This window comes from Microbacterium sp. 01T413_2 (genome assembly GCF_056398985.1).
The window spans coordinates 26468-48524 of sequence record NZ_JBFTQL010000029.1 but is presented as its reverse complement, the minus strand read 5'-3'; the positions used below and the strand labels follow the sequence as shown (position 1 = coordinate 48524).

General features: G+C 70.8%; 20 protein-coding genes. 11 read left to right on the top strand and 9 right to left on the bottom strand.

Translation table 11 applies throughout. The features are described from left to right. From AC1DMN_RS14610 to AC1DMN_RS14590, 5 genes are all read left to right on the top strand, one after another. Positions 1 to 271: ABC transporter substrate-binding protein (locus AC1DMN_RS14610; RefSeq protein ID WP_477384472.1), on the top strand; the 271-nt coding region annotated here is incomplete at its 5' end. Positions 272 to 276: 5 nt separating this feature from the next. Continuing rightward, a complete protein-coding gene (locus AC1DMN_RS14605; RefSeq protein ID WP_477230982.1) occupies positions 277 to 1059 on the top strand; it encodes an ABC transporter permease in 783 nt (260 codons plus the stop codon). After that, a complete protein-coding gene (locus AC1DMN_RS14600) occupies positions 1056 to 1892 on the top strand; it encodes an ABC transporter permease (RefSeq protein WP_477230943.1) in 837 nt (278 codons plus the stop codon). Before AC1DMN_RS14605 ends, AC1DMN_RS14600 begins: the two co-directional genes overlap by 4 nt. Further along, positions 1889 to 2671 (top strand): ABC transporter ATP-binding protein, encoded by a 783-nt coding sequence (locus AC1DMN_RS14595; protein ID WP_477384470.1) that lies wholly within the window; start codon positions 1889 to 1891, stop codon positions 2669 to 2671. The genes AC1DMN_RS14600 and AC1DMN_RS14595 overlap by 4 nt, the downstream gene beginning before the upstream one ends. After that, positions 2672 to 4981, top strand: coding sequence for an arylsulfatase (locus AC1DMN_RS14590; protein ID WP_477230941.1), 2310 nt, complete (start codon positions 2672 to 2674; stop codon positions 4979 to 4981). Between the two features lie 9 nt (positions 4982 to 4990). Here the strand turns inward: AC1DMN_RS14590 and AC1DMN_RS14585 are convergent, their stop codons facing one another. Then, a complete protein-coding gene (locus AC1DMN_RS14585; protein ID WP_477230940.1) occupies positions 4991 to 5686 on the bottom strand; it encodes a winged helix-turn-helix transcriptional regulator in 696 nt (231 codons plus the stop codon). Positions 5687 to 5779: 93 nt separating this feature from the next. Between AC1DMN_RS14585 and AC1DMN_RS14580 the strand changes: the two genes are divergently transcribed. Further along, entirely contained in the window at positions 5780 to 7303 is a 1524-nt protein-coding gene (locus AC1DMN_RS14580; protein WP_477384468.1) for a DHA2 family efflux MFS transporter permease subunit, read from the top strand. A 96-nt stretch (positions 7304 to 7399) separates the two neighbouring features. On the opposite strand, the gene AC1DMN_RS14575 is transcribed toward AC1DMN_RS14580, so the two are convergent. From AC1DMN_RS14575 to AC1DMN_RS14565, 3 genes are read right to left on the bottom strand one after another with little or no spacing between them, the layout of a single operon-like run. Next, the gene (locus tag AC1DMN_RS14575; protein ID WP_477230938.1) at positions 7400 to 8572 is read right to left on the bottom strand and encodes an acyl-CoA dehydrogenase family protein; all 1173 of its coding nucleotides are present in this window, start codon (positions 8570 to 8572) and stop codon (positions 7400 to 7402) included. Beyond that, positions 8569 to 9879, bottom strand: coding sequence for a beta-ketoacyl-[acyl-carrier-protein] synthase family protein (locus AC1DMN_RS14570; RefSeq protein ID WP_477384466.1), 1311 nt, complete (start codon positions 9877 to 9879; stop codon positions 8569 to 8571). The genes AC1DMN_RS14575 and AC1DMN_RS14570 overlap by 4 nt, the downstream gene beginning before the upstream one ends. Continuing rightward, positions 9876 to 11393: an ANL family adenylate-forming protein gene (locus AC1DMN_RS14565; RefSeq protein ID WP_477230936.1), complete on the bottom strand. Its 1518-nt coding sequence runs from the start codon at positions 11391 to 11393 to the stop codon at positions 9876 to 9878. Before AC1DMN_RS14565 ends, AC1DMN_RS14570 begins: the two co-directional genes overlap by 4 nt. 266 nt (positions 11394 to 11659) lie before the next feature. Here AC1DMN_RS14565 and AC1DMN_RS14560 point away from each other — a divergent pair, with 266 nt between their 5' ends. The 3 genes from AC1DMN_RS14560 to AC1DMN_RS14550 are packed head-to-tail and all read left to right on the top strand — an operon-like array spanning position 11660 to position 13889. Further along, positions 11660 to 12832 carry an N-acetyltransferase DgcN family protein gene (locus tag AC1DMN_RS14560; protein WP_477230935.1) on the top strand — a complete coding sequence of 391 codons (1173 nt, stop codon included), beginning with the start codon at positions 11660 to 11662 and terminating at the stop codon, positions 12830 to 12832. Between the two features lie 59 nt (positions 12833 to 12891). Continuing rightward, complete coding sequence (locus tag AC1DMN_RS14555; protein WP_441977305.1) at positions 12892 to 13254, top strand: PadR family transcriptional regulator; 363 nt, start codon at positions 12892 to 12894, stop codon at positions 13252 to 13254. Further along, positions 13251 to 13889 (top strand): hypothetical protein, encoded by a 639-nt coding sequence (locus tag AC1DMN_RS14550; RefSeq protein ID WP_477230934.1) that lies wholly within the window; start codon positions 13251 to 13253, stop codon positions 13887 to 13889. The genes AC1DMN_RS14555 and AC1DMN_RS14550 overlap by 4 nt, the downstream gene beginning before the upstream one ends. Before the next feature lie 24 nt (positions 13890 to 13913). Here the strand turns inward: AC1DMN_RS14550 and AC1DMN_RS14545 are convergent, their stop codons facing one another. The 4 genes from AC1DMN_RS14545 to AC1DMN_RS14530 form a co-directional block, all read right to left on the bottom strand. Continuing rightward, positions 13914 to 15185 carry an MFS transporter gene (locus tag AC1DMN_RS14545; RefSeq protein ID WP_477230933.1) on the bottom strand — a complete coding sequence of 424 codons (1272 nt, stop codon included), beginning with the start codon at positions 15183 to 15185 and terminating at the stop codon, positions 13914 to 13916. Positions 15186 to 15329: 144 nt separating this feature from the next. Then, entirely contained in the window at positions 15330 to 16979 is a 1650-nt protein-coding gene (locus AC1DMN_RS14540; RefSeq protein ID WP_477230932.1) for an amidohydrolase, read from the bottom strand. A gap of 1 nt (position 16980) precedes the next feature. Then, positions 16981 to 17844 (bottom strand): molybdenum cofactor biosynthesis F family protein, encoded by an 864-nt coding sequence (locus AC1DMN_RS14535; protein ID WP_477384464.1) that lies wholly within the window; start codon positions 17842 to 17844, stop codon positions 16981 to 16983. Between the two features lie 34 nt (positions 17845 to 17878). Continuing rightward, entirely contained in the window at positions 17879 to 19324 is a 1446-nt protein-coding gene (locus AC1DMN_RS14530; RefSeq protein ID WP_440733427.1) for an APC family permease, read from the bottom strand. A gap of 264 nt (positions 19325 to 19588) precedes the next feature. On the opposite strand from AC1DMN_RS14530, the gene AC1DMN_RS14525 reads away from it, so the two are divergent. Continuing rightward, positions 19589 to 20335, top strand: a complete 747-nt coding sequence (locus AC1DMN_RS14525) for an SDR family NAD(P)-dependent oxidoreductase (RefSeq protein ID WP_477230930.1) — start codon at positions 19589 to 19591, stop codon at positions 20333 to 20335. Positions 20336 to 20397: 62 nt separating this feature from the next. After that, positions 20398 to 21204 carry an SDR family NAD(P)-dependent oxidoreductase gene (locus AC1DMN_RS14520; RefSeq protein WP_233312560.1) on the top strand — a complete coding sequence of 269 codons (807 nt, stop codon included), beginning with the start codon at positions 20398 to 20400 and terminating at the stop codon, positions 21202 to 21204. 75 nt (positions 21205 to 21279) lie between these two features. Here AC1DMN_RS14520 and AC1DMN_RS14515 read toward each other — a convergent pair whose 3' ends face one another. After that, positions 21280 to 22056 carry a potassium channel family protein gene (locus tag AC1DMN_RS14515; RefSeq protein ID WP_477384462.1) on the bottom strand — a complete coding sequence of 259 codons (777 nt, stop codon included), beginning with the start codon at positions 22054 to 22056 and terminating at the stop codon, positions 21280 to 21282. Between the last annotated feature and the right edge of the window lies 1 nt (position 22057).

Sequence of the window (22057 nt, the reverse complement as noted above, 5' to 3'; positions counted from 1 at the left end):
CGATGCGACCGCGACCTCGAAGAAGGACGTCGTCAGCGCMTTCCRGCGCGCGATCGCGAAGTCCAACGAGTACGCCACCGCGCATCCCGAGGAGGCGATCAAGGCCGGCCTCGCCTACACGAAGTCGACGCTCTCGGTCGATCAGGTCAAGGTCCCGGTCTGGCCGGCGACCGTCACGGACGAGGACCTGCAGCGCCCCGACGACAAGATGGTGGGTCTCGGGTTCCTGAAGAAGCCGGTCGACCTCACGGGCGTCATCCTCACGAAGTGACGGCCATGACCCGCTCCCGCATCCTCCCCGCGCTGCTCGGCGCCGCCGGTGCGCTGACCGCACTCGTCGTGTGGCAGCTCGCGGCGACGGTCGGCCCGCTCGCCGGCGCGCCGCTGCCCTCCGCCCTCGAGGCGCTGGGCGCGGCGGGCCGCCTCCTGGGCGCGCCGCAGCTCTGGCAGGCGACGGCGGACACCCTGGTCATGGCCCTCAGCGGCCTCATCGCCGCCGCCCTCGTCGGCGTGCTGCTGGGCATTGCGATCGGATCTTCTCCGCTCGCGATGCACGCGACCAGGGTGCCGCTGGAGTTCCTCAAGCCGATCCCGCCCATCGTGATCCTCCCGGTCGTGGTGCTCGTGCTCGGCCCCACCTCGGGGATGGGGACCTTCCTCGTCTTCTTCGGCTCGTTCATCGCGATCGCGGTGCAGTCCTCCGCCGGGGTCTTCGACACCGACCCCGTGGCCCGCGCGACGGGCGCCTCCTACGGGATGAGTCGCGCGGAGATCCTCACCCGGATCGTGATCCCGAGCGCGCTGCCCTACATCGGCACCGCGCTGCGCGTCGCGGCCCCCACCTCGCTCGTCATCGCCGTCGTCGCCGGCCTCCTCGGGGGAGGCCCGGGACTCGGCCAGAGCCTGCTCATGTCGCAGATCTCCGGCAACCAGCCCGAACTGTTCGGCTACGTGCTGATCCTCGGCGTGCTCGGCCTGCTCATCCAGGGGCTCAGCCAGTGGGGCGAGCGGCGTCTGCTGCACTGGCACCCGCAGTACCGGAAGGCGGAACACGCATGACCCTCACCACGTCCGTGCAGACGAGTGCCCGACTCCGCCGCGGCCGCCGGCTGAGTTCCTCTCCGCGCTGGCTGCTGATCCTCGTCGAGATCGCGGTCCCGATCGTCCTCATCGCGCTGTGGTGGATCGCCTCGGCCGGATCCACGAACACGTTCTTCCCGCCGCTGTCCGCGATCCTCGCGCGCCTGGGCGAGCTGATCGGAACGCCCGCGTTCCTCGGCGACATCGGCATCTCCGTGCTGAATCTGGCCGTGTCCTTCCTCATCGCCACGGTCATCGGCGTGCTGCTGGGGTGCGCGCTCGGGCTCATCGCCCCGCTCAGCTGGTTCGTCGAGCCGACGATCCACTTCTTCCGGGCGATCCCGCCGGTCGCACTCGTGCCGATCTTCGTGTCGCTCATCGGCTTCGGCAACGGCACGCGCATCCTCTCGATCTCGCTCGCCGCGCTCTTCCCGATCCTCATCTCGACGATCGACGGCGTGCGCGCGGGGGAGCCCACCCTGCTGATGGTGGGACGGGTCTACCGGCTCACCCGCGCGGAGCGGCTGTTCCAGGTGACGCTGCCGGCCGCGAGTCCTCGGATCCTGTCCGGCATGCAGGTGAGCCTCATCACCGCGTTCGTCGTGATGATCGCGAGCGAGATGCTCGGATCCTCGGCGGGCCTGGGGGCCGCGACGCTGCTCGCGCAGCAGTCCTTCGCGATCGCCGACATGTGGGCCGGCATCATCGTCCTCGGCGTGCTCGGCTACCTCTCCACCGCCCTGTTCGTCCTGTTCCGCCGCGCGGTCCTGCGCTGGTACATCGCCTCACAACAACTGGAGAAGAGCGAATGAGCATCACCACCAGCCCCCGGCTCAGCGTCCAGGGCCTCGCCAAGACCTATCGCACCAAGGGCGGCGACGTCCCGGTCATCGCGGATCTCACGTTCGACGTGCAGGCGGGCGAGGTGGCCTGCATCGTCGGGCCGTCCGGCATCGGCAAGACCACGCTGCTGAAGTGCCTCACCGGCCTGCAGCCGATCACGTCCGGATCCGCCCGCATCGACGGCGTCGAGATCGACGGSCCGCCCGAGGAGATGGCGCTCGTCTTCCAGGAGTACACGCGCTCGCTCATGCCSTGGCTCACGGTCGASAAGAACGTSCGRCTGCCGCTCCGGCACCTYCGGCTGAGCACCGCRGAGCGGGAGGAGCGCATCGTGTCGGCGCTCGCCGCGGTCGGGCTCGCCGGCGCAGGCGCGAAGTATCCGTGGCAGCTCTCCGGCGGCATGCAGCAGCGCGTCGCGATCGCCCGCGCGATCGCCTACCGTCCCGAGGTGCTCGTGATGGACGAGCCGTTCGCCTCCGTCGACGCGCAGACCCGGTTCGAGCTCGAGGATCTGTGCCTGCGGATCCGCGAGCAGTTCGGCATGACGATCCTGGTCGTGACGCACGACATCGACGAGGCCGTGTACCTCTCGGATCGCGTCATCGTGCTCGGCGAGCGGCCCGCGCGCGTGACCGAGACCATCGAGATCGACTTCGGCGGCCCCCGCGACCAGCTGGAGACGCGGGCCACGGMGGAGTTCGCCGAGCTCCGCACCCGCATCTTCGGTCTCATCCGGAAGGCGGGCTGAATGGACCCCGCGGCACGCGGCTACGAGGGCTTCGCCGGGCGCGTCGGAGAGTTCACGTCCGAGTCGGATCCCGCGTGGCGCCCCCGGCCGACCGCCGCGGAAGGGGCGCCCAACATCGTCGTCATGCTCGTCGACGACCTCGGGTTCAGCGACCTCGGCCCGTTCGGCGGCGAGATCCGGACGCCGTTCATCGACGGCCTCGCGGCCGACGGCTGGCTGTTCACGAACTACCGCACGGCGCCGATGTGCTCGCCGGCCCGTGCCGCGCTGCTCACCGGGCTGAACCCGCACCGGGCGGGGTTCGGGTTCGTGGCGCACATCGATCCGGGCTACCCCGGCTTCGCCTGCGAGCTGCCCGCCGCCGCCCCCACGCTCGCGGAATCGCTGCGGGCAGGCGGGTACGCGACGTTCATGGTCGGCAAGTGGCATCTCACCCTCGAGTCGCGGCTGCACGATGGTGCGGATCGGTCGTCGTGGCCGCTGCAGCGCGGTTTCGATCGCTACTTCGGATCGATGGACGGGTTCACCTCGCTGCACCACCCGCACCGGCTCGTGCAGGACAACTCCGTCGTGGACGTGCCGGAGTTCCCCGACGGGTTCTTCCTCACCGACGAGCTTACCGACCGGGCGATCGCCATGGTCGACGAGCTCCGCGCGAACGATCGTCGTAAGCCCTTCTTCCTCTACTACGCGCACACCTCGGTGCATGGGCCGATCCAGGCCAAGGAGGAGGACATCGAGCGCTATCGCGGCCGGTACGAGCGCGGCTGGAACGCCGTGCGCGAGGAGCGGTTCGCGCGCCAGCGCGCCCGCGGCATCGTGCCCGCGCACGCCGAGCTGCCGGGGGATCCGCTCGCGGACGGAGACCGGATCCCGCACTGGGACGACCTCGGTCCCGAGGAGCGGGCGCTGTTCGCCCGCCACATGGAGGTCTACGCCGCCGCTGTCGACGAGATCGATCAGAGCGTCGGCCGCCTGCTCGCCCGGCTCGATGAACTCGGCGAGCGCGAGAACACGATCATCGTGATCGCGAGTGACAACGGCGGCACCGCCGAGGGAGGTCCGACCGGAACGCGCAGCTACTTCGCGCAGTTCGGCCTGCATGGCGCGGTGCCCGACGGGTGGGTGAACGACGTTCCCCGCGATCTCTCGGAGATCGGCGGACCGCGGTTGTACGGCCAGTACCCGACCGGCTGGGCGCGGGTGTCGAACACGCCGTTCCGGTCATTCAAGTCGAGCACCTACGAAGGCGGGGTGCATGCGCCGCTCGTGATCTCCTGGCCCGCCGGTGCGGCGTCGCCGGGACTCAGGGACCAGTTCGTCTTCGTGTCCGATCTCGCCCCGACCCTGCTCGAACTGGCCGGCGTCGCGCGTCCGGAGCAGTGGAACGGGACGTCCGCGCTCGAGGTCGACGGCGACAGCATCGCCGGGATACTCGCGGATCCGGCGGCTCCGGGACGCGAGCAGCAGTACTTCGAGTGCGTCGGCCGGCGCGCGTTCGTCGACGGCGAGTGGAAGGCGGTCTCGCCGATCCCGCCGACGCGCGCGCAGGGCGCCACCGGGGGCACGTGGGAGCTCTACCACCTGCCGAGCGATCCGACCGAGACGCGGGATCGTGCCGAGCATGAGCCCGAGCGGGTGCAGGAGCTCGCGGAGCGCTGGCGCGAGGAGGCCTGGCGCAACACCGTGTTCCCGCTGGACGACGACGGCACGCTGCACTCGGTGCGACCCGGAACCGAGGCCCCGCTCTCGGAGCCTGTCGAGCTCGTGCCGTTCCGACCGCCGCTCGAGCGGTTCCGCTCGGCGCGCCTCACGGTGCTGCGCTCCTTCGAGGTGCACGCCGAGCTCGAACTGGAGCACGGCGCGGAGGGCGTGGTGCTCGCGCACGGCGATCAGGGCGGGGGGTACCTGCTGGCATTGGACGGCGCCGAGCTGCTGCTCTCCTACAACGCGTACGGCGCGATGCGCCGCGTGCGCGCGAGCGCCCCGGAACCCGGCCACCACCGCATCGACCTGCGGGTGCGGGCCGACCTCGGGCTGCGCTCGAGTCTCGCCGTCGATGTCGATGGCACCGAGCGGCTCCGCCTCGACGACATGCCGATGCTCGTCGGCATGGCGCCCTTCACCGGTATCAGCGTCGGCTACGACTACGGCGGCCCCGTGGACTGGGATCTCCACGAACGGCACCGCTCCTACCCGTTCCGCGGCGGCCGGATCCGGTCCTTGCGCTACGTGCCGGGCGAGGCCTCGCCCGAAGACGCGACCGTGCTGCGCGCGATCGAGCAGGAGATGCGCGACCTCGTCGACTGAAAGGCGCTCTCAGCCCGCCACAGCCGCAGCGGACTCCGGGGTCGGGATGTTCACGCTGTACGGGACGTGCAGGGCCTGCGCGAAGCGCTCGAAGAGAGCCGGATCCCCCTGGAGCTGTACGGCCTCCGTGGCGAGCGCGTCGTGCGGGCTCAGCGTGCCCGCGAGCAGGTCGCGGATCGCCGGGCCCGCCATGATCTCCAGGTCCGCGTCCTCGAGCAGGCCCGGTTCGGCGACGACCCGGCCGTCGCGCATGACGACGTGCACCTCGATGTCGCCGACGCGCACGTTGTAGGTCGTGTCCCAGACGGCGGGTACGACGCCGTCGCCCGCGGCCACGCGGAGCGCCGCGGTGATCGACGACGTCGTCACGATCTCGCCCTCGCGGGGCGTGCGCATGCCACCCGCGCCCCATCGCGACAGCGCGTCCAGCGCGGGTCCGAGCTCCTGGCCGCGCGGCGTGAGGCCGTAGACGACCGAGCGCTCGCCGCCGGCGGGCGCCGCCCTCTCGACGATGCCCTCGTCCTCGAGCTCCTTCAACCGCGTTGCCAACGTGTTCGTGGGGATGCCGGGCAGTCCGGCGACGAGTTCCGAATAGCGCCGCGGTCCCACGCTGAGATCGCGCAGGATCAGCAGGGTCCAGCGCTGTCCTACGATCTCCGCCGCGCGGGCGAGACCGCAGAACTGGCCGTAGTGCTGGTTCGTCATGAAAATCACGATACCACTTGACTTCATTATTTGCAGTGTGCTTTATTTTTTGCAGTAACCCGGATTCGGGCACATCGCGAGAAGGAGAAGGACATGACCGCCACCATCGCCCCGGCCGAGATCGACGCCTCGCCGGAATCGGACGCCGGAGTTGCCGCGCGCAACCGCACCGCGCTGAGGCTGCTGCTCGCCGCGGTCTTCGTCGTGTTCCTGAACGAGACGATGATGGCCGTGGCGCTGCCGCGGATCCAGGAGTCCCTGCACATCGACGCGACCCGTGGGCAGTGGCTGACTACGGCCTTCGCGCTCACCATGGCGGTCGTCATCCCGACCACCGGCTGGCTCATGCAGCGCCTGCGCACCCGCACGGTCTTCACCGTCGCGCTGTCGAGCTTCGTCGCCGGCACGGTCATCGCCGCGCTGTCCCCGGTCTTCGAGATGCTCGTGGTGGGCCGCGTCGTACAGGCCATGGGCACCGCCGTGATGATGCCGCTCATGATGACGACCGTGATGACGGTCGTGCCCGCTGAGGAGCGCGGCAGGGTCATGGGGCGCGTGTCGATCGTCATGTCCGTGGCGCCTGCCGTCGGCCCCATCGTCTCGGGCGCCCTGATCCAGGTGCTGCCGTGGCAGGGGCTCTTCTGGGTGATGCTTCCCATCGCACTCACGATGCTCGCCATCGGGATCCGCCGCATCCCGAACGTCTCGGAGACGCGTGCCGTTCCGCTCGATGCGCTGTCGGTGGTCCTCGCCGCCCTGGCGTTCTCCGCACTGGTGTTCGGTCTCAGCCAGATCGGCGCGACCGCTGTCGGCGAGGCGGCGGTGCAGCCCTGGATCCCGATCGTGCTCGGCCTGGCCGGGCTCGGGCTCTTCGTCTGGCGTCAGCTCGTGCTGCAGCGCACCGACTCGGCGCTGCTCGATCTGCGCACGTTCCTCTCGCGGGACTTCGCCGTCGCCGTCGCGATGATGACCGCGGGCATGGTTTCGCTGTTCGGCGCCTTCATCGTGCTGCCGCAGTTCGCGCGCTACACTCTGGGCCTCGACCCGCTGTGGGTCGGTGCAATCCTGCTCCCCGGCGGCCTGCTGATGGGGCTCGCCGGACCCACCGTCGGGCGGCTGTACGACCGCTTCGGTCCGCGCCCGCTGGTCATCCCGGGCTCCATCGGCCTCGCGGTCTCCCTCTGGACCCTCGCCTTCGGGCTGGGGGAGCAGTCCTCCTGGGTCGTGCTGCTCGGGGCGCACATCGTGCTGATGCTGTCCCTCGCCTTCCTGTTCACGCCGGCGTTCAGCGCCTCGCTCGGATCGCTGGCCCCGCAGCTGTACTCGCACGGCAGCGCCACGATCGCGACGCTGCAGCAGGTGGCGGGCGCCGCGGGCACGGCGATCTTCGTCGCCCTCTATGCGACCGGGGTGACCGCGACCGGATCCGCGGATCCCGACCTCCCCTCGCCGGCAGCAGCTRCCGCGGGCTCGCACCTCGCGTTCCTCGCAGGCGCGATCCTCTCGCTCGTCGTCATCGCCCTCGCCCTGTGCGTGCGCCGTCCGGCGGCGGTGGCGGCGACGACGGCGGAGGAGGAGGCAGCGGTAGCGGCCGCGGAGGCGGAGGCGGAGGCCTGAACCGCCGACGCCCCCTCTCAGAATCGGGGCCCCCTCGCAGTGACGTTCCTGCGAGGGGGCCCCGATGCTGCAAGGGGGTGCCGGCGTCGGGGGCGCTCAGTCGTCCAGCAGCGCCACGGCGAACATCGGGCGAGCGGCGTCCGCACTCGGCGGGTGGAAGAGTCCCGCCGTGGCATCGCGGTACAGACGGCTCAGTTCGTGGCCGTTGTCGAAACCGGATCCGCCGGTGCACATGAGGGCGGCCTCGGCGGCGCGGCGGGCGGCCGTCGAGGCGTTCAGCCGTGCACTCACGAGCAGCAGCGGCCACCGTGCGCCGTGGTCGAGCAGTTCGTCGAAGTCGCGGCAGTACGCCTCGAGCTGCGCCGGCACGGCGAGATAGTCGAGGTGCGCATCGGCGAGCCGGGTGCGGGACTCGGGAACCTCGGCGTAGGTCGCGTCAGCTTTCGCGGAGCGTCGCTTCTTCAGACCTGCTGCGCCCAGGTCGAGCGCACGACGGGCGACGCCGGCGTAGACGGATCCGATGAGCAGCTGGAAGTTGCTCGTGATCGCGAACGTGAGCAGATCCGGCACCCGCCCCACGGCGATGCGGCGGTTCACGCGCTCCGGCGCCATGCGCACGCTCTTCAGGATCGTGGCGCGGCTCTGCGASGCCCGCATCCCCATCACGTCCCACTGGTCCGACACGGTGATGCCCTCCGTGCCGCGTTCGAGGAAGCCGTAGACGAGCATCGGGTTCTCCGGATCCGTGTCGTCGCGGCCGTGCGTGATCAGCCGGGTCCAGACGGGGGAGAGAGACGTGAAGATCTTGACGCCGCTGAGGAGGTAGCCGCCGTCGGCCTGCGGAACGGCGGCCGTCTTCGAGTCCTGCATGACCCAGTCGTTCGAGGGCTCGCTGATCCCGAAGGCGAAGATCTCGCCGGCCATCGCCTCGGCGAATACGTCGTCGAGCGAGTGGTCGCCGCGGTCGGCGAGGGCTTTCGCGACGCCGGTGCACATGAGGTGCATGTTCACAGCCAGCGCCGTCGCGGGAGCCGCGGTCGCGAGCCGCTGCTGCAGATGCGAGACCTCATCGAGGCTCAGGCCGGGGCCGTCGTGCGCCTCCGGCACGAACAGCAGCAGGTACCCGCGCTCGGTGAGTTCGGCGAGGTCCTCGTCGAAGAACCGGTTCTCCAGGTCGTACACGGCGGCGCGTTCGCGGAACCGCTCGAGCAGCTCATCCGGCAGATAGTGCTCGGCGAGCTCGGCGTGGCGGGTGAGACGGTCGGTCATCGTGCCTCCTGTGCGTGGTCGGAGAGGTCGGGGGACTCGAGCACGATGGCGCCGTTGTGGCCGCCGAACCCGAAAGAGGGGGAGAGGACGCGGCGGATCCGCCCGGCCGCTCGGGCCRTGCCGCGSACGATGTCCCAGTCSKCGAACTCSGGGTCGTCGAGGTTGACSGTGGGGGGGATCAGGCCGGTGCGCAGCGTCTGGATCGCGAGGATGGCCTCGACGGCTCCGGACGCGCCGAGCAGGTGTCCCGTGCTCGACTTCGTCGCCGTGATCGGGATCTGCCGGGCGCGCGCGCCGAACACGTTCTCGAGTGCCGCGAGCTCGGCCGCGTCGCCGGCCGCCGTGCCTGTACCGTGCGCGTTGACGTGGTCTATGCCGTCGGCGGCATGCGGATCCAGCMCGGCGTCGGCGAGCGCCGCGGCGACGGCCTGCGCGGCGCCGAGTCCCTGCGGATGCGGGGCCGTGGGATGGTGCGCGTCGCTGGACTCGCCGAACCCGGCCAGCACGGCGAGCGGTGCGGCGCCGCGGGCGCGCGCGACGTCCTCGGCCTCGAGCAGCAGAGCCGCGGCGCCCTGGGCCATCACGAAGCCACGGCGTCCGCGGTCGAACGGACGGCTGGCCGCGGACGGATCCGACTCGTACCCGCTGGCGAGCGCGCGCAGGTTCGCGTTCGCCGCAAGGTTGACAGGGTTCAGGCAGTCCTCCATGCCGACGACGAGCACGGCGTCGGCGTACCCGTGCCGGATGCGACGCAGCCCGTCGCCGAGCGCGATCGCGCTGGACGCGCACGTCGCCGTGACCCCGTGCGCGGTGCCGCGGGCGCCGTACCGCTCACTGAGCAGCGCCGCCGCGGCATCCRGCGCGCCGTGCACGACGACGCTCAGCGGCACGCCGCGGGGACCACGGGCGTCGAGGGCGCGGGTGGCGGCCTGCATCGCGTCCACCGGGCCGGATCCGGTCGCGGCGAGGACGGCGGCGCGGGTCGGATCCCAGGGGAGCGCTGCTCCGGCGCGCAGCGCGCCGGGATCGACGCCGGCGTCGGCTAGGGCCTGATCCGCGGCGGCGATCGCCCAGAGCTGCAGGGGGCTGAGGCGGCGGCTCAGCGGCGGATCAACGACCCCTGTCGCGTCGAAGCCCTGGATTCTGCCGCCGATCCGCACGGCCAGTTCTCGGAAGTCCGGTTCGTCGAGGGCGGTGATGGCGCTGCGGCCCGCGACGACCGCGTCCCAGAGGGAGGGGACGTCGAGGCCGCTCGGCGTGATCGCGCCGAGCCCGGTGACGACGACGCGCCGCGCCGCCGGGCTCACAGCCGGATCCCTTCGCGCTGCTCGATGAGCGCGGTGGTCGCCGGGCGCCGGATCTTGCCGCCGGCCGTGCGCGGGATCCGCTCGAGGACGTACCAGCGCCGTGGCACGAACTGCGGCGCCAGCCGCTCGCGCGCCCAGGCCTGGAGGGTGGCCTTGGTGATCTGCGCGGGGGAACCCGCCTCGACCACGAGCGCCACAACGCTGCCGAGTCGCGGATCCGGCAGGGCCACGGCGCACACCGGACCGAGCCCGGGCATCGCGTCGAACGCGCGCTCCACCTCGGGCAGTGAGACCTTGTGCCCGCCCGTCGTGACGATGTCGCCGGCTCGTCCGGCCAGCTGCAGTCGCCCGTCCACCAGGCGGCCCATGTCGTGCACGGTCGCCCAGCCGTCGGGCCCTCGCAGCACGGCGTCGGTCGTCGCAGCGAGGTAGCCGTCCGAGCAGGCGGCGGCGCGGATCCACAGCGTGCCGAGCTCGCCGTCGGGCAGGACGCTGCCCTCGTCGTCGCGGATCTCGGCGCCGATGCCGTCGTAGACGTCGAGCAGGGTGCCGTCGCCGCCGCGACTGTCGCCGATGAATCCGATCTCCGCGGCGCCGTAGTAGCTGATCAGCCGCACGCGCGGCAGTGCCGTGGCGAGGCCACCGCGCAGCGCCGCGGGCAGGTTCGCACCGCCGGTGACGACGAGGTCCAGCCCGGCGAAGGCGTCGGGAGCGCGCCGGGCGGCATCGATGAGCACCTGCACCACGGCCGGCACGGCGACGATCCGAGTGATCCTCTCCGCCGCGACGCGCTGCGCCAGGTGGGCGGCATCGAAGGCATCGGCGAGGTGTGCGCCGCCGCCGGTGGCGAGGCATTCGATGAGCGCGTACAGCGTGAGGCTGTACGACAGCGGTCCCGGGGCCAGGGTCTGCACACCGGGACGTGGTTCGAGGTGCGCGCTCGAGACGGTGACGTTCTCGCGGTACTGCCGTCGCGTCTTCAGGAAGGCCTTCGGATCGCTCGTGGTGCCGGAGGAGAACAGCAGCAGGAACGCCTCGTCGGCATCGCGCACCGTGGGCGGATCCGCGAAAGCCGTCGTCGCCTCCCGCGCGCGGAACTCCGCGAGGGAGAGCACGGTGCCGGTCCATCCGGCGGCGCGGAGTGCGGGTGCGAGCGCGGGGTCGTCGCCGATGACGAGCCCGATCCCCGCCGCCACCACGACGTGCACGCGGTGCGCGAGCGGCCACTGCGGGTCGATGGTGGCGGACACCGCGCGATAGCCGGCGAGGCCGGCGACGATGCGCGCGGCGTGGAAGGCGCTGGCGATGCTGACCGCGGTGATCGGGATCCCGCGGGTCTCCGGCGCGGGTGGCGGGGGAGCAGCCTGTGCGCGATGTGCGGCGTCGACGACGGCGAACACGCGACGGGAGTCCTCGACGAGCCCGGCGTAGTCCAGGGCGCCATCGGGCCCGACGATGGCCGGCTGAGCGGGATCGTGCGCGGCGGTGGAGAGCACGGTCCTGGTGATCGGCATGCCCCGCCCTTCCCGTGACGCGTGCGCGCCGGGCGCGGCCCGGCTTCGCCGATCCAGTCTATGACCGGGCGCGGTCACGGGACCGGTCGGGCCGCTGGTCACTCGTCCTGTGAGCGAGGCGACCGCGCCGATCGGGTGCACAGGCAACGGTGCTACTGTCGAAGGAGTCGGCATTCCTGCCGACGACCAGGGAAGACTTCTTGTCGACCGACGGGCTTCGGCCTTCCGCTTTGCGTCGCCTCCTCTGCGAGACCTGTAGGAGACCGATGCACGCTCTTGTCGCTGTTGATTCTGCCGAGCCGCGTTCCGCGGACCTGACCGATCCGACTCCTGTCCTTCCCCCGGGCTCCACAGCGGTGATCTACTGCGAAGGCCAGTTCGGCGAGCAGGACGGCAAGACCGCGAACGGTCTCATCCGCCACTCCGAGAAGTACGAGATCCTGAGCGTCCTCGACAGCCGCCATGCCGGAGCCGATGCGGGAATGCTGCTGGATGGCCATGCCAATGGCATTCCGGTGCTCGCCAGTCTTGCTGAGGCGATCGCTCATGCGGGCACAGCGCCCGACTACCTGATCTGCGGAGTCGCGCCGGCGGACGGCCTGCTCTCCACGGAACAGCGGGTGGTGCTCCTGGACGGCATCGCCCACGGGATGCACATCATCAACGGCTTGCACGAGTTCCTCAACGACGACGCCGAGTTCGTGGCGGCGTCCCTCCTGGCGCGCGTTTCCCTCACGGACATCCGACGCCCGCGCGAGATGCAGGATCTGCATCTCTTCTCCGGACGGATCTTCGACGTCACCTGCCCGCGGATCGCCGTCCTCGGCACGGACGGCGCGATCGGCAAACGCACCACCGCGACTCTGCTGGTCCGGGCGTTGAACGAGCGCGGCATCCGCGCCGTGATGGTCGGCACCGGGCAGACGACGATCATCCAGGGCGGCAAATACGGTATCGCTCTCGACGCTCTGGTTCCCCAGTACTGTTCCGGCGAGGTCGAAGACCAGGTGGTCGCCGCGTTCGAAGGGGAGGATCCGGACGTCATCGTCGTCGAAGGGCAGGGCGCGCTCAGCCACCCCGCCTATCTGACGTCGGCGCACATCCTTCGCGGCAGCCGTCCGGCGGGCGTTCTGGTGCAGCATGCTCCCAAACGCCGCACGCTGGGGGACTTCCCGATGGTGCCGATGCCCACCCTGGCCAGCGAAGTGGCACTGATCGAGGCCTTCGCCGACACGAAGGTCATCGGGGTGACGGTGAACCACGAAGGCATGACCGACGCGGAGATCGGCATAGCCATCGAGAGCATCGAGCTCGAGCTCGGCCTTCCCGCCACCGATCCGCTCACCCGCCCGCTCGATGCCCTCGTCGAGATCGTGCTCCACGCGTTCCCGGAGCTCACCCCGACGGTCGAGCGTCTGGCGTCCGCGCGGTCGCTCTGAAGACCGCCCTGCCGGGCTTCGTCTTGATCTCTCTTGCCATGCAAGCTAGCTTGTGATGCATGACACCGGACGCCGGGGCGCAGATGCGAAAGGGCGTTGTCGAGTACTGCGTGCTCGGCCTGCTCGCGCGCGGCCCGATGTACGGCTGGGAGCTCGCCGAGCGGCTCACGGCCGAGGGGCTCATCGCGAGCATCGGCACGCTCTATCCTCTGCTGTCGCGGCTGCGCCAGAGCGGCTGGGTGCGTACGTTCGAGCGCCCGTCGGAGTCCGGCCCGGTGCGCCGCTACTACGAGCTCACCGACAGCGGAGTGCGGCAACTGGCGCAGTTCCGCACATCGTGGACGCCGTTCGCGCGCAGCGTGGCCGGTCTGATCGCAGAGGCCCCGCCGACGGCGCGGGTGACCGCAGAGGGGGAAGCATGACCGAGGCCGAGGCGCAGAGCCTGCGCGACGACTACCTGGGACGGCTCGACGCCGCCATCGCGGATCTGCCGTGGCGTGTCGCGAACGAACTGCGCAGCGGCATCGAGGAGGAGCTCGACGGGCTCGATGCTGCGGAACTGCAGTCGCGGATCGTGCAGCTCGGGGATCCGGTGCGGATCGCCGCGGCCGCGAAGGAGGAGACCGGGTCCGCGCCACCCGCGCCCGTGGTCGTCGTGACTCCGGCACCTGTTCCGTCGGCGAAGCCTGCGACGGTCGACGCGAAGTGGTTCGCGATCGTCGGCGCACTCGTGCTCGGCATCGGCAGCTTCCTGTTCCCGATCGGCGGATGGGTCATCGGGGTGGCCCTGGTCACATCGAGCAGGTTCTGGCGGCGGTGGGAGAAGGCGGTGGCGATCCTGCTGCCATTCGCGGGGTGGGGGTTGCTCTACGCCGCCGCCCTGGTGTCGAAGCTGATCTGGGTCGAAGCGCCCGTCGATGGTGGCGCCAGCAACCCGCTGTTGCCCGCGGCCTACGACCTGGCGCACTCATCGCTGATCGTGGCGATCTTCTTCGTCCCCGTCGGCGCAGCATGGCTGCTCTGGCGCCTGCGCGGACGCGAGACGCCGCGTCGCTGACGAATGCCGCGGACCCGGATCCGATCAGGCTCCCGGTGTGCCGTGGTAGCGCATCAGCGCGGGCACGCTGAGCGCCATCACGGCCAGGAACAGCATCAGCAGGCTCGCGCTGATCACCGTTGTGGCGGCGATCCCGATGCTCTGCGCGGCGGCGCCGATGGCCAGCGCCGCGATGGGCTGTGCCCCGATCGCCAGCTCCTGCAGGCCCATGGCCCGCCCCTGCAGCGCCGGCGGCGTGGCGGACAGCATGAGCGTGTTCTGCAGCACTCCGAACACCGACGAGACGAGCCCCGCGAGGATGAATGCGCCGGTCGCGATGAGCGTCGTGGGCGCCAGGGCGAACAGGATCCAGCACACTGACATCCCCGCGATCCCGCACACGAACACGGCGCCCTTCCACGGGAAGTCGCCGAGGGCGGCGATCACGAGCGAGCCGACGATTCCGCCCACGCCGAACGCGGTCAGCAGCAGGCCGAGTCCGGCCGCGTCCAGCCGCATGCTCTGCGCGAACACCGGCATGAAGCCCTGGTGGATCGACCAGATGAGGAAGTTCACGGCGACCGTGATCAGCAGCACTGCCAGCACCACGCGCAGGCGCGCGATCGCGAGGAAACCCTCGCCCAGCATGCGCCAGATCGACCCGTGCGGCACCTCGGGCAGCCTGTAGCCGCCAGTCACGCCACGAAGCGCGATCAGCGAGAGCACGAACCAGAGGGAGCCGATCCACAGCGCCGTCGCCGTGCCGAACGCGCTCACCAGCAGCCCGCCGACCGCAGGCCCGAGCATGAGCGTCGTGTTCATCGCCAGGGCGTTCAGCGCGTTCGCGTTGCTGAGCTGTTCCGCCGGCACCTTACCCGCGACCAGCGCGGCCCGCGCGGGCTGGGAGGGGGAGTGCGCCAGCCCCAGCGCCAGCCCGCCGGCGGTGAGCACGCCGAACGAGCCGAGCCCGGCCGTGGTGAGGGCGGCGAGGCCGACGGCTGCGACGATCGCGACGCCGCACGCGATCATGAGCAGGCGCCTGCGGTCCATCCGGTCCGAGATCGCGCCGGAGAGCGGGCCGAGCAGCAGGGGAAGCAGCCGCACCGTGGTGAACGCGGCGACGAGGATCTCGGATCCGGTCTGCGCGAACACCATCCAGCCGAGGATGAACGTGAGCGTCCACATCCCCCCGAAGAAGGCGATGTTCGAGAGCAGCAGGGCCGAGAACTCGCGATTGCCGTGCAGGGAGGAGAACGGGCGGAGCAGAGCGGCGGAGAACCGATTCGGGCGGGCGTCGGGGCGCTCCTCGATGGCCATCCGGTCTCCTGATCGTGCGCGGGCGGGCGCGATCCGGGGCACGGTGCGCGATTGGTATACCATTCTACGCCCGTGGCGGGGCCACGCAGAACGCCTCCGCGCCGCCGGCAACGAGCACGGCGGCGCGGACGGATGCGCGACTGCTCAGTCGGCCGTGTACACCTCACGCCCGGCGAACCAGGTCGAGAGCACGCGCGCGTCGATGATGGCGTCGGCGGGGCCCGCGATCGCGTCACGGTCCAGCACAACGAAATCGGCGGACTTGCCGACCTCCAGGGATCCGGTCTCGGATCCGAGGCCCATCGCGACGGCGGCGTTGCGGGTGAAGACCTGCAGGGCCTCCTCGGCGGTGATCGCCTGCTCCGGCCAGAGCGTCCCTGGCGCGCGGCGCAGGGGATCCGCGCGGGTCACCAGCCCCTGGATGCCCTCGAGCGGGTTCGGCGACTCGCTGACCGGCCAGTCGGACCCGCCGGCGACGAGCGCCCCGGCGTCGATGAGAGCTCGGTTCGGCTGCGAGTGCTCGGCCCGTTCGCCGAGCACCTCGGTGAGCATCTGCGGGATGACACCGGGGAACCAGATGAAGGGCGAGATGTCCGCCACGACGTCGAGCGCGGCGAGCCGCGGGATGTCCTCGTCGGCGAGGAACTGGCCGTGCGCGATCTGGATCGGGGTCGCGAAGCCCTCGGCGCGCAGCTGCTCCGCGACATCGAGCACGAGGCGGGCGGATCCGTCGCCGGTGCAGTGCACTTTGGCGCCGAGGCCGCGCTCGGCGACCTGCCGCAGCCAGCCRTACAGTTCGTCGAACGTCATCGTGGTCTCACCGTGGAAGTGCGCCCCGTGCGCCGCGTCGGGGACGTACGGCTCCAGGAACGAGGCGGTGCGTGCCGGCGGCACTCCGTCGAGGAAGATCTTCACGAAGTCGGGTCGGTGGTGCCCGGTGCGGAACTCCTCGCCGCGCGCGATGAGGGCGGATCCGATCGGATCGAATCCGAAGATCTCGTCGTTGACGAGCAGGGAGGACACGACCCAGGCATTCAGCTCTCCATCCGTGTCGAGGGCCTGGAGCGCGCCGAGGATGTCGATGGAGACGCCGGCATCCTGGAACGCGGTGATGCCGTAGCTGTTCGCGAGGTGCACGCCGTGCGCCGACGCCGCGCGGTGCTGTGCGGCGCTCAGACCGCCGGATCGGTCGTACGCCTCCTGCACGGGGATCCCTGCGGCTTCGAGCAGCACGCCCGTCGGGGTGCCGTCCTCGGCGTCGAGGATCGTGACACCGCCTGCCGGGGTCGACCCGGGACCGATGCCGGCGAGCTCGAGGGCGCGCGAGTTCGCCCAGCGATTGTGCCGGGAGTCCTCCGCGATGACCACCGGGCGCCCGCCTGCGGCCTCGTCCAGCCGGAGCCGGACGGCCGTGCTCTGCAGCGACGGGAGCATGGTCGAGGCGACCACGCCGCCGATGATCCATGCGTCGTCCGGCAGCGTCGCGGCCTTCTCCCGCACCCGGTCGAGGATCTCGTCCAGAGTGAGGGAGGGCGGCAGGGTGAGCTCGAAGAGCTCTGTGCGCCCGGCCAGAGCGTGGTGATTGTGCACGTCTGCGAAGCCGGGATAGACCGCGGCCCCGCCGAGCTCGAGCACCCTGGTGCCGTCGCCGCGCAGCGCGTCGACCTCGGCGCGCGTGCCGATCGCGGCGATGCGGCCGTCGCGTACGGCGAACGCCTGGGCGTCGGGCCGAACGGGATCCACGGTGCGGATGACGTCGGCGGCGACGATGAGCTCGGCGGGGGCGGTCGTCATGTCAGGCCGTCGCCTTCTCGCCGGTGCCCTGCGCGCCGAAGTCCGCCGGCTCGAGCTCGGGCGCGTGGTGCGTCACCGAGATGAGACGGCCCCAGGCGCCGAAGGTGAAGTGCGTGGGCACCTCGCCGGTCTCGTCCAGTCCGAACAGCACGCCGTGCGAGCGGATCTTGTTGATGTCGCGGTGGTCGGCGACCGTGATCGACGCGCACGGGATGACCTTCTCGCGCCAGGCGAACATGTAGATGCCAGGCCGGATCTCCCACACGCTGTTCTCATCGGTGTCGGCGAGCCCGCGCTCCGGGCCGGCCAGGCACTGCCAGGTGTACCAGCGCTCGGAGAGGTACACGTGCTCGTACGCGTGGATCTCGCTGTACACCCACTCGACACGGCGGCCGATGAGGGCGGTCGTCGGCTGCGGCTCGACGCCGGTGGCCTCGATGCCGTCGATCGTCGCGGTGCCGAAGTGGTGCTGCACGCGSGTGCGGCCCTKCTCGKCCKSSGGSAGGATCTCGCTGATGATCGASAGCACGCGKCCSGCGCGCAGGTCGATCACGAGGGAGACCGCCTCGTTCGGCAGGTAGCGGTGGTGGAACTGCACGTAGAACAGGTCGTCGTCGACCTCGATGGCCTCATAGGCGTCGGTGTCGGTCGCGGGCGCCGTCGGGTCGCCCTCACCCGGCGAGTAGGTCCAGGTGACCTCGTCGTCGGCGAAGCGATGCGCGATGCGGGTGCCGTTGGGGGCGGTGACGTTGATCTCGCGCCCGGACAGAGCCGTGGTGTGCGGCGCCTTGTTCGCGTCGAAGCCGGGGGCGAGGCCATCCAGCGGCAACCAGGTCGAGGTGTCGGCGGGGTTCATGGTGGTCATGATGCTCCTTGATGAGGGGTGGTGAAAGTGGATGTCAGCGGTTGCTGAACTGCTCGAGATCGGCGGCGAGGCCGTCGTAGACGGCGGGTCTGGTGCGCTTCAGGTATTGCGCGTAGACGATCCCGCCGACCACCGCCAGCACCAGCAGCAGCGGCAGGAGGTTGATCCAGAGCTCCTCGGATCCGGCCACGATGTTGAAATTGAAGATCGCGAGGATCGAGATCGCCGCGATGCCCAGGAAGCCGATCCCCGGCGCGATGAAGGTGCTCCACCAGCGAGTGTCGTGCTGCCGGCGGAAGTACACGACGATCGACAGCGCCGCCAGGCCCTGCAGGATCAGCACGCTGAGCGTGCCGAAGCCGAGCATGGCCGGGACGACCTGCACGATCGGATCCGCACCGACGACGAAGAAGACCACGGCGACGACGCCTGCGAAGCCGGCCTGCACGATGCCGGCGATCGCCGGAGACCCGCCCGCGCGGGTGCGGGCGAGCGCACGGGGCAGGATGCGGGCGCGGCCGAGCGCGTACAGGTAGCGGCTCGCGGAGTTGTGGAAGGCGAGCATCGCGGCGAACAGGCTGACCAGCAGCAGGATCATCATGACCGTCGTGAGCGGGCCGCCGAGGTAGCGCTGGGCCAGTACGAAGATGAGGTCGCCCGTGGGCAGGTGCTTCACGGCGACAGCCTGCGCGTCCGGCACGCCGATCGCGCTGACGACCGCCCAGGTGGTGACGCCGAGGATGACGCCGATCGCGATGATCGCGGTGTAGGTGGCGCGCGGGATCGTGCGCAGCGGCTGCTTGGCCTCCTCGCTGAACAGCGCCGTTGCCTCGAAGCCGAGGAATCCGGTCGCCGCGAGCAGCATGCCGATCGGGAGCGAGCCGGAGAACACCCATTCGGGGCTGAACGCGGCGAAGGAGAATCCCTTCTGCACGAACACCGACACATCGAAGACGAGCAGCATCGTCGTCTCGAGCACGAGGCAGACGCCGAGCACCTTGGAGGAGAAGTCGACGCCGATGCGGGCGAGCACGAAGCAGACGGCGATCGAGAGCAGGCCCCAGAGGATCCAGCTCATGTCGAAGCCCGTGAGCTCCTTGATGATCGACTGCATGAAGAAGCCGCTCGTGCCGATCGTGCCGACCACGAAGAAGTTGTAGCCGAGGGTCGCGATGAGGCCGGCGATCAGCCCGCCGGTGCGGCCGAGGCCCTTCACGACGAAGGCGTAGAAGCCGCCCGCGTTCACGAGCTGCTTCGACATCTGCGCATAGCCGACGGCGAACAGCAGCAGGATCGCGGCGACGAGGAAGAACGACATCGGCGCGCCGCCGCCGTTGCCCAGCGCGATCGCAAGGGAGGCGACGACGACGATGCCGGTGAGCGGCGCGACGGCGGCGAGCACCAGGAAGACGATCCCGGCGACGCCGAGGGCTCCCTGTCGCAGTGCGGTGTGGGTCTGTTGGTCTTGTTCAGTGGTCACGTCGGCCCCTTCGCTCGGTGACGGCGCGTTCTTCCGGCCAGGGTGGGCGTCGCAGCGCGGACGTGATGCTGCGTGGAAGACGGGCATTCTCGGACTCTGCCGAGTCTGCCCTTCCCGGGTGCGGCGGACTTGCTCATGAGCGAAGGACGATGGTGTCAGCGTGCACACCCGTCCCGCGCCCCCTCGATCCCGCTTCGTCGGCGGAGCAGGATGGCGGAACGGAGACGGTCGGCATGGCCGGCACCGCACACGGAGGGAGCGGCGATGGAGCTGCAGCTGCAGGGCAGGACCGCCCTGGTCACCGGTGCCGCCGGAGGGATCGGGCGTGCCGTCGCACAGGCGCTCACCGCAGAGGGGGTGCGGGTCGCGCTGCTGGACCGTTCGGCCGAGGGGCTCGCGGAGACCGCCGCGACCTGCCCGGGGTCCGTCCCCGTGGTCGCCGATGTCACGGACGAGATCGCGGTCGGCGCGGCCGTCTCCGATGCCGTCGCTGCCCTCGGCGCCCTGCACACGGTGGTGTGCTGTGCGGGCATCTCCGGCCCGGTCGGATCCGGGATCGACGAGACCTCGCTCGCCGAGTGGCAGGCCGTGTTCGCCGTGAACGTGACCGGGGCTTTCCTCGTGCTCCGGGCCGCGCTGCCGGTGCTGCGTGCGGCGCCCGCGGCCTCGGTCGTGCTGGTGGCCAGTGACTCCGCGTTCGTGGCGTCGCCCGGCATGGCGCCGTACTGCGCGTCCAAGGCCGCCCTCGTGCAGTTCGGGCGCGCGCTCAGCGTCGACCTCGCGGACGATGACGTGCGGGTGACGACGGTGTCTCCGTCGGTCGTCGACACTCCGATGAGCCGGGGCGATCTCGGCGACGAGGCGTTCGCCGCCCCGGCCTTCCCCGTGCAGAGCGCCGAGGAGATCGCGGCGCACGTGGTCTATCTCGCCTCTCCGCGCGCCCGCGCCGTGAACGGATCCGGCATCCTCAGCGACTTCGGATACAGCGCCCGCTCCGGCTTCCCCGCCTGAGCCGCGACATCAATCCGGCCCCTTCTCTCTCGCATCCCCGCTTTCCCGACAGGAGACCCCCCATGACCACCAACGGATCGACCGGACGCGTCGTCGTCATCACGGGCGGCGGCACCGGCATCGGCGCCGCGATCGCCGCCCGCTACGCCGCGGAGGGCGCGCACGTCGTCGTCGTCGGACGACGCGAGGCGCCGCTGCGCGAGGTCGAGCGCGCGGTCGGCGCGCATCCCGTGATCGCCGACGCCGCCTCGACCGAGGACGCGAAGCGTGCGGTCGCCGAGGTGCTGGCGACGTTCGGCCGCATCGACGTGCTGGTCGCGAATGCGGGCGGGCACGGGTTCGCCCCGGTGGGGGAGACGGACGACGCCGGCTGGGAGGGCGCGATCCGCGCGAACCTCACGACGGCGTTCGTGATGGCGCGCGAGGCGCTCCCCGCGCTCATCGAGGCCAAGGGGCAGATCGTGGTGATCTCGTCGCTCGCGGGACTCTTCGCCGGCCCCTCGGTCGCGGGGTACACCGTCGGCAAGCACGCGCTGATCGGCCTCACTCGCACGCTCGCGCGCGACTACGGCAAGCACGGGGTGCGCGTGAATGCGGTCTGCCCCGGATGGGTGCAGACGCCGATGGCGGACGAGGAGATGGACGAGTTCGCGGAGCACGCCGGCCTCGCGTCGCGGGAGGAGGCGTACGCCACGGTCACCGCGGACGTGCCCCTGCACCGCCCCGCGCAGCCTGCCGAGATCGCGGCCGTCGTGCGGTTCCTGGGATCCAGCGAGTCGTCGTACATGACCGGATCGGTGCTGGTCGTCGACGGCGGCGCGCACATCGTCGACCTGCCCACGACCGCGTTCGAGCACGCCGGCATGTAGCCCAGGTATCCGCGTCGTTCCTGTCAGCGCAGGCCATAGGGTGCGCTGGCGGGGACGACTGCGAAGGGGGAGTGGTCAGGACGGGTCAGGATCGCGGATCGGGGCCTCCGGATCACCGAGCGGCTCGGGATCCGCGACGTGCAGGCCCGGGTTCATCGCCATGAGCACCGCGCGCAGCTCGGCGATCTCGCCCCGGAGCGCGTCGACGTGCGCCACGGGCGCCGCCTGTCGGCTGGTGTTCTCCGCCGACACCTGCTCGATGATCCAGGACGCGAACGTGGCCGTGATGACACCGAGCAGGGCGATGCCGCTCAGCATCAGCCCGACCGCGATGATCCTGCCCTGCAGCGTGATCGGCGAGAGGTCGCCGTACCCGACGGTCGTGATGGTCGTGAACGCCCACCAGATCGCGTCCCCGAAGGTGGAGATGCTGCCGCCGCCGGCGCGCTCCGCATCGAGCACGGCGAGCGAGGCGACGTAGACGAGGAGCAGGGTCGCGCTCGTGACGTAGATGACGATCTGTCCGCGGACGGCCCGACCCGCGGTGCGCTGCAGTACGGTCAGCAGCGTGACGACGCGCAGCACCCGCAGGGGACGCAGCATCGGCAGCACGACGGTCGCGAGATTGAACAGGTGGGTCAGAAACCAGTGCCAGCGCCGCGGAGCGAGCACGAGGCTCACGACGTAGTCGACCACGAACGTCCCCCAGGACACCCAGAGCAGAGCCTCGAGCAGCACGCCGAACTCGCCCCCGGGATCCGAGATCACCTGGATCGAGTAGGCGACGAGGAACAACAGGGACGCGGCGATCAGCGGCCACTCGGTGATCCCGCGCCAGCGTTCCAACGTCATG

Excerpts from the sequence above, each read along its gene's own strand:
- AC1DMN_RS14605 (WP_477230982.1), top strand. The coding sequence starts at position 277 with ATGACCCGCTCCCGCATCCTCCCCGCGCTGCTCGGCGCCGCCGGTGCG.
- AC1DMN_RS14600 (WP_477230943.1), top strand. The coding sequence starts at position 1,056 with ATGACCCTCACCACGTCCGTGCAGACGAGTGCCCGACTCCGCCGCGGC.
- AC1DMN_RS14590 (WP_477230941.1), top strand. The coding sequence starts at position 2,672 with ATGGACCCCGCGGCACGCGGCTACGAGGGCTTCGCCGGGCGCGTCGGA.
- AC1DMN_RS14585 (WP_477230940.1), bottom strand. The coding sequence starts at position 5,686 with ATGACGAACCAGCACTACGGCCAGTTCTGCGGTCTCGCCCGCGCGGCG.
- AC1DMN_RS14565 (WP_477230936.1), bottom strand. The coding sequence starts at position 11,393 with ATGCCGATCACCAGGACCGTGCTCTCCACCGCCGCGCACGATCCCGCT.
- AC1DMN_RS14560 (WP_477230935.1), top strand. The coding sequence starts at position 11,660 with ATGCACGCTCTTGTCGCTGTTGATTCTGCCGAGCCGCGTTCCGCGGAC.
- AC1DMN_RS14555 (WP_441977305.1), top strand. The coding sequence starts at position 12,892 with ATGACACCGGACGCCGGGGCGCAGATGCGAAAGGGCGTTGTCGAGTAC.
- AC1DMN_RS14550 (WP_477230934.1), top strand. The coding sequence starts at position 13,251 with ATGACCGAGGCCGAGGCGCAGAGCCTGCGCGACGACTACCTGGGACGG.
- AC1DMN_RS14545 (WP_477230933.1), bottom strand. The coding sequence starts at position 15,185 with ATGGCCATCGAGGAGCGCCCCGACGCCCGCCCGAATCGGTTCTCCGCC.
- AC1DMN_RS14525 (WP_477230930.1), top strand. The coding sequence starts at position 19,589 with ATGGAGCTGCAGCTGCAGGGCAGGACCGCCCTGGTCACCGGTGCCGCC.
- AC1DMN_RS14520 (WP_233312560.1), top strand. The coding sequence starts at position 20,398 with ATGACCACCAACGGATCGACCGGACGCGTCGTCGTCATCACGGGCGGC.
- AC1DMN_RS14515 (WP_477384462.1), bottom strand. The coding sequence starts at position 22,056 with ATGACGTTGGAACGCTGGCGCGGGATCACCGAGTGGCCGCTGATCGCC.